Source organism: Lapillicoccus sp., from assembly GCF_046595215.1.
GTDB lineage: Bacteria > Actinomycetota > Actinomycetes > Actinomycetales > Dermatophilaceae > Lapillicoccus.
In genome coordinates this window covers 1-5,749 of sequence record NZ_JBKJPP010000215.1, presented here as the reverse complement: position 1 = coordinate 5,749, position 5,749 = coordinate 1, and the positions used below count along the sequence as shown (strand labels likewise).

The following is a 5,749-nucleotide window of genomic DNA, read 5'->3' as shown; positions in this document are numbered from 1 at the left end:
TCGAGCACGTGGTCCGGGTCCAGCCCGGTCCCGGCCGCGAGGCTCACCCAGTCGTTGCGGTCGATCTGCCGCAACACGGAGTGCCGGCCCACGCGCATCGCCAGCGCGAGCCTGCCCAGGGCCGGCTCCGACCCGCCGGCGCCCGTAGATCGCGTCGTGGCGTAGGGCAACGCGCTGGCGAGGTCGTAGAGCGGTGCCAGACGCACCTGCCGGCCGGAGAGCAACAGGGAGTAGTTCTTCGCATCGGCACCGGTGCCGCCGCTGGCCCAGCTGAAGGCCAGGGCCTGGATGAACCGCACCACGGCGTTCTCGCCGACGTCGCCGGGCATCTGGGTCCGGAGGAGTCGGGCGATCGAGGACGCCCCGGGACCGCCGTGAGCCTGGTCCTTCTTCCCGGGGGGCAGGCCCAACGCCTGGCAGAGGTCCTCCTGGTGCACCCGCACCCATGTGTTGCCCTGACGGACCCGGTCGTAGCGGGTCACGACGATCGCGGACTCGCCGCCGAAGGCGCGTACCTCGGAGGCGGCGGCCGGCATGCCGAGCGCCCGGGCCGTGCGCAGGCACAGGTGCTCGTTGAGCTCTTGGGAGGTGAAAGCGGCGGCAGGCTTGAGGATGTGGGTGGTGGGCACCGCGCCGTGGGGCCGTCCCCATCGGTTGCCGTCATGGAGCAGGGCGAGCTTGGCGTGTGTGCCCGCGAGGCTGAACAGGCCACGCCCCGCCCCGGGAAGCCATGCACACGGGTCAAGGCACACCGTGCGCACCCACTCCTCGACGTCGCCGTCGGAGAGCCACTCGACGCCGCCGCTCCCGCTCTCCCCGACCCGGTCGGGCGCCACGAACTGCACGGCCCCGGCGCAGTCCTGCCCGACGTGGGACAGCAACGAGACCGGGTTGTGCCTCGACACCCGGAACTGGCGCGACCACCGCTCCAGGACCCGGTCGTCGTCCGGCAGCAGACCCCACAGGTAGGCCCCGAGCACCCTGCCGCTGTGCTCGGCGCGAACCAAGGGCATGGACAGGGACAGCGGAGTCGAACCTTCGCTCCGGTAGGACTCGTCGTAGGTGAAGATCCGCCGACCGGTCCGGGTCTCCTGGAGGTGGCCGGCGAGGCGGCCACCCAGGAGCACGGCACGCTCGCCGGTCATCGGGTGCTGTCGGTGCAGCCCTCGAGCAGCGCGTCGAGGTCGACCCGGTCGGACGCGTTACCGGTGTCGGGATCGCCCGTGTGGACCGACCCCTGGGCCGGGGCCTGCGCGGGGCTGATGTCCACGTGGAGGTCGAGGACGTCGAGGAGCCTGCGCAATGTCAGCCAGTTGGGGTTTCCCGTGCCGCGCTCCACCTGCACCACCCACTGGCGGCGGACTCCGATCTCCCGCGCGAGGCCCTCCTGGGTCAGACCGCGTTGGAGGCGCACCTCACGGACCAGAGCACCCAGGTCCCGCGTCCCCGAGACTCGCACGGCACCCCTCCTGTGTCCGAAACTCCTCTGTACGAAGCAGCGTACGTCGATGAGTGAGCGCCATGTCGAACACCGGCGAGATCAGTCAGCCTCGGCCGGAACCGTCATCTCGGGCCCACCCTCACCACCTGAGGCCGTGGCCGAAGGGAAAGAGCGGGTCGTCATAACCGGGAACGTCCTCGTGGTGCAGGCGCACCTGCTCCATGGACCGGGGGAGGTCGAACGGGAGCCGCCCCTGTGGTGGGATCGTCCCGGACAGCGCATCGACGAGCGCGTCGTCGCTCGTGCCGAAGCTGGCGACGACCGCTGCCGACATGGGCAGCAACGGCGTCAGCACCGCCGGGCGGTCGAGGCCGATGTCGAGCACCAGCAGGCAGTGGTCCGCGATGCGCGCCAACCGGGCCACGAGGCCGGGAGGGAAGTCCAGCGACCCCTGGTGGAACATCGCCTCGAGGAAGAGGTCCGACCGCGGCTCGAACGGCGCCGCCAGCCTGATGATCGCGACGTCGGCGTCCTCCGGGCGCTCCACGGGGGTCCCGACCCGGGACACGGCGTCCGCGGACAGGTTCTCCGCATAGATCCGCAACCCCCGCGCCAGCGGCAGCACGGCACCTGCACGATCGGCCGGGCCGTTGTCAGCAGCGTTCTGGAGCACCGTCACCGAACGGGACTGTGCGGCATACCCCTCGGCGGTGAAGTCGTCCCGACCGACGACCTCGGCCGCCGCGTCCTCGTCGACGAAGGGGTTGTCGAAGAGTCCGAGCCGGAACTTCACCGCGAGCAGGCGCCGGGCCGACTCGTCGATCCGCGACTCGCTCACGCGACCCGAGGCCACGAGGTCGAGCAGGATCTCGACACACTCCTCGCCGCCGAACTGGTCGGCCCCGGCGGACAGGATCAGCTCCATCCGACCGGATGGGTCGAGGTGCTCCACCCCCCACGCGCGCGCCGGCAGCACCTGGTCGCCGACGTGGTTGTCGTTGACGAGCTCCCAGTCGGTGACGACGACCCCGTCGTAGCCCAGCTGCTTGCGCAGCAGCCCGGAGACGATCTGCTGGTTGTAGCCGAAGCCAACCTCCTCGATCGGCTCACCGTCGACCTCCAGCCCGATGGGCATGCCGTAGTAGGGCATCATCGCCGCGGTGCCCGCTGCGATCATCGCCGGGAACGGCTTGAGGTGATCCCCCAGGCTGCCATCGGAGTAGACCTGCTCGCGGCCGTAGGGGAAGTGCGCGTCCTCCCCGTCCTTCTGCGGCCCGCCGCCCGGGAAGTGCTTGCTCGTGCACGCCACGCTGGCAGGCCCGAGGGCATCGCCCTGGAAGCCGTGCAGGTAGGCAACCCCCAGCTCGGTCACGAGGTCCGCGTCCTGCCCGAACGTGCCGGCCTGGCGAGCCCAGCGCGGCTCGGTCGCGAGGTCCAGCGTCGGGTGCAGCGCGGCCCGGATCCCGACGGCGAGATACTCCTGCCGCGCGATGTCGGCGAACTGTCGCACCGCCTCCGCGTCCCGCAGCGCGGCCAGGCCGAGCGGCTCAGGCCACTGGGAGAAGGCCCCGGCCGAGAAGGAGACACCGGAGTTGTCGATGAACGCGTGCCGCGGGTCGCTCGACACGGTCACCGGTATGCCGTGGGGAGTCTGCTCGGCCACCTTCTGGAGCGCGTTGCTCCACCTCGCCGCCATCCTCGGGTCGGTGAGCGCATGGACGTTGAAGTGGGTCAGGTGCTTGCCCTGCACCACCTCGCTCGTCGGTGACTTGCTGATCCTCCCCGGCCGCTCGAGCACTGACCCGTCCTCGCCCGCCTCGATGACGGTCTGGAACATGAGCCCGACCTTCTCCTCGAGCGACAACCGCCCGAGGAGGTCGTCGACGCGTTCCTCCACCTCAGCCCGTGGGTCCTCGAAGGGGTCCATGACGCCGTTGCCGTTGAGGTCCCGGAACGGAATACCGTCCGGGCTGGTGAGCCTGACCGGAACCATCAGACGAGACCCGCCCCGAACTCCTCGATGCCGATCACCGGACGCAGCGCGGGCTCCGCGTCGCGCCCGCAGAAGGCGCGCCGGATCACGTTCTCGCCGAGGACGTTGCCGATCGAGCCCATGACCATGGCCTGGTCGAGCGAGAGGTAGCGTCGGGCGATGGTCCCGGAGCGGGTGCCCACCGCGTCGAAGAATCCACCGCGGCCGTAGGCCTTCAGCTCGTCCTGGATGCCGGCGAGGTTGGCGAAGGCCGCCTGCGGCTCGTGCATCATCGCGAGGAACGAGGCGTGCGGAGTGACGACACCGTCGCCGAACTTCGGGGCCGGGTTGGCGCCCGGTCGGAAGGTGCCGAACCCTGCGTCGACGTTGGTCTTCTCGCGGTCGGAGAAGTAGCCCTCGGGGTTGAGGCCGAGCTGGTCGACGCCGTACTCGCGGTAGCCGGCAAACGGGTCGCTGGAGGGGGAGAAGCCCCAGTAGCCGTAGCCCGCCTCGACGAGCCCGTGCTCCCGCTGGGCCCGCACGTGCAGCGGGTGGTTGAGTCCCCAACTGCGCGGTGCCCAGTCGCTCTCGGGGACGAACATGTCCGGCATGAGCTCCTCGAACATGCTGCCGCCCCAGCCCGGCACGATCTTCATGCCGCGGTAGGGGTAGGCGCCCTCGAAGACATCGGTCCCGAGGTAGCTGCGCGTCACCCCCACGGCCTGGCTCTCCTGCCACGACCAGTCGTTGGTGTTGGGGAAGGTCCGCCACAGCGCGAAGTACTGCTTGGCCGGGATCTGCTTCTGGATGATGCCCAGGTAGGTCGTGATCCGGGTCTCGGAGACGGTCGTGTCGTAGTGGTGGTTGGTGTACCAGACGTCCGGGCCGAACCCGATGTGGTTGCCGACGAAGGTGCTCGAGCCGGCCGGCGGGGCCGCGTCGTAGAACCCGCCGTGGATGAGACCGCCCGGGTTCCTGCCCGCCGCTGCGTCGTAGAACATGTCCCAGCGCATCCGGCCGAAGATCTTCGAGGCCAGCGCCGCCGCCTTCTTGTCGGCGTTGCTGACCACGCGCAACGCCGCGCCGAGCCAGCCGTTGTCGACGCTGGAGAGGAAGGGATAGACCCGGTTGCCGTCGGTCGGCCAGATCGTGAGGACGCCGCCGGTGGCCTCGTCGTACCAGTTGTAGTACATCCCGCTGGGCACGTGGTGCTGCATCCGGTCGATCGTCGAGAGGGTCTGCAGGAGGCGCCTGGTGCACTCACCCTTCGAGATGATCTCCAGCTCGCGGGCGACGACGGCGCTCCAGAGGTAGCCGGCGATGTTCGTCGGTGAGGTGTAGCCGGAACGGTCCGACACGGCGAGCCCCTCGGAGATGTTGTCCGCGGGCAGACCGGTGGTGGCGTCGGTCATCGCCACGAGGCTGAGCCATGTGTCCGAGGCCCACCGGCGGACGCGCTCCGGCTTCATCTCCCTCCTGTCCCTTCTCTTGTCCCTGGAGAGAATCAGTGAGGGTGCCTGGCCTCCGAGGGGCGAGGCCGAGGCGCTGGACCCGCCGAGGGCGACGGCCCCGACGGTCGCGGCTGCGCCGAGGAGGAGCTGGCGCCGGTTGGGGGTGATGGGGAAGGAGAGTGGTGAGGACATGGGTGAAACACCTTTCGGGTGAGCCGAGTTCACTTGATGCCGGTGGTGGCGATGCCTTCGATGAAGCGGCGCTGGAAGATCATGAAGACGAGCAGGATGGGGAGGACGACGACCGTGGACCCGGCGAGCAACAACCCGTACTGGGTGCTGTTCTGGCCGGTGGAGTAGAGCGCCAGCGCGACGGGCAGGGTGTAGTGCGCCTCGGTCTGGGCCACGACGAGCGGCCAGAGGAAGTTGTTCCAGCTGCCGAGGAACGTGAGGATGCCAAGCGTTGCGAGCGCCGGGCCGCAGAGCGGGAGGAAGATCCGGGCGAAGATCCTCAGCTCTCCGGCGCCGTCGACCCGACCTGCGTCGAGAAGGTCACGCGGCAGTCCCATGAAGAACTGGCGCATGAGGAACACCCCGAAGGGGCTGACCAGGAACGGCAGGATCAGACCGGGGATCGAGTCGATGAGTCCGGCGTTCGCGACGAGCACGAAGAGCGGCACGAAGGTCACGACCCCGGGGATCATCAAGGTGGTCATGACGGCGGTGAAGACGACACGCTTGCCCTTGAAGTCGAGCATCGCCAGGGCATAGCCGAGCATCGAGCAGAACAGCAGGTTGCCGGCCGTCACGACGACGGCGACGATGGTCGAGTTGAGGAAGTAGGTCGAGAACTTCAGCCGGGAGAACAGCTGGGCGTAGTTGTCC

5 protein-coding genes are annotated in these 5,749 nt (G+C 69.4%); all 5 read right to left on the bottom strand.

Annotation, left to right across the window (positions count from 1 at the left end; all coding sequences use genetic code 11):
* A partial coding sequence (locus ACLL9L_RS18360; RefSeq protein ID WP_411286097.1) for a HipA domain-containing protein occupies positions 1-1,145 on the bottom strand: 1,145 nt, incomplete at its 3' end.
* Complete coding sequence (locus ACLL9L_RS18355) at positions 1,142-1,459, bottom strand: helix-turn-helix transcriptional regulator (RefSeq protein ID WP_411286096.1); 318 nt, start codon at positions 1,457-1,459, stop codon at positions 1,142-1,144. The genes ACLL9L_RS18360 and ACLL9L_RS18355, both read right to left, overlap by 4 nt.
* Before the next feature lie 121 nt (positions 1,460-1,580).
* Positions 1,581-3,434 (bottom strand): glycoside hydrolase family 3 protein, encoded by a 1,854-nt coding sequence (locus tag ACLL9L_RS18350; protein WP_411286095.1) that lies wholly within the window; start codon positions 3,432-3,434, stop codon positions 1,581-1,583.
* A complete protein-coding gene (locus tag ACLL9L_RS18345; protein ID WP_411286094.1) occupies positions 3,434-5,056 on the bottom strand; it encodes a glucoamylase family protein in 1,623 nt (540 codons plus the stop codon). The genes ACLL9L_RS18350 and ACLL9L_RS18345 overlap by 1 nt, the downstream gene beginning before the upstream one ends.
* A 29-nt stretch (positions 5,057-5,085) precedes the next feature.
* On the bottom strand, positions 5,086-5,749 hold a 664-nt coding region (locus tag ACLL9L_RS18340; protein WP_411286093.1), incomplete at its 5' end, for a carbohydrate ABC transporter permease.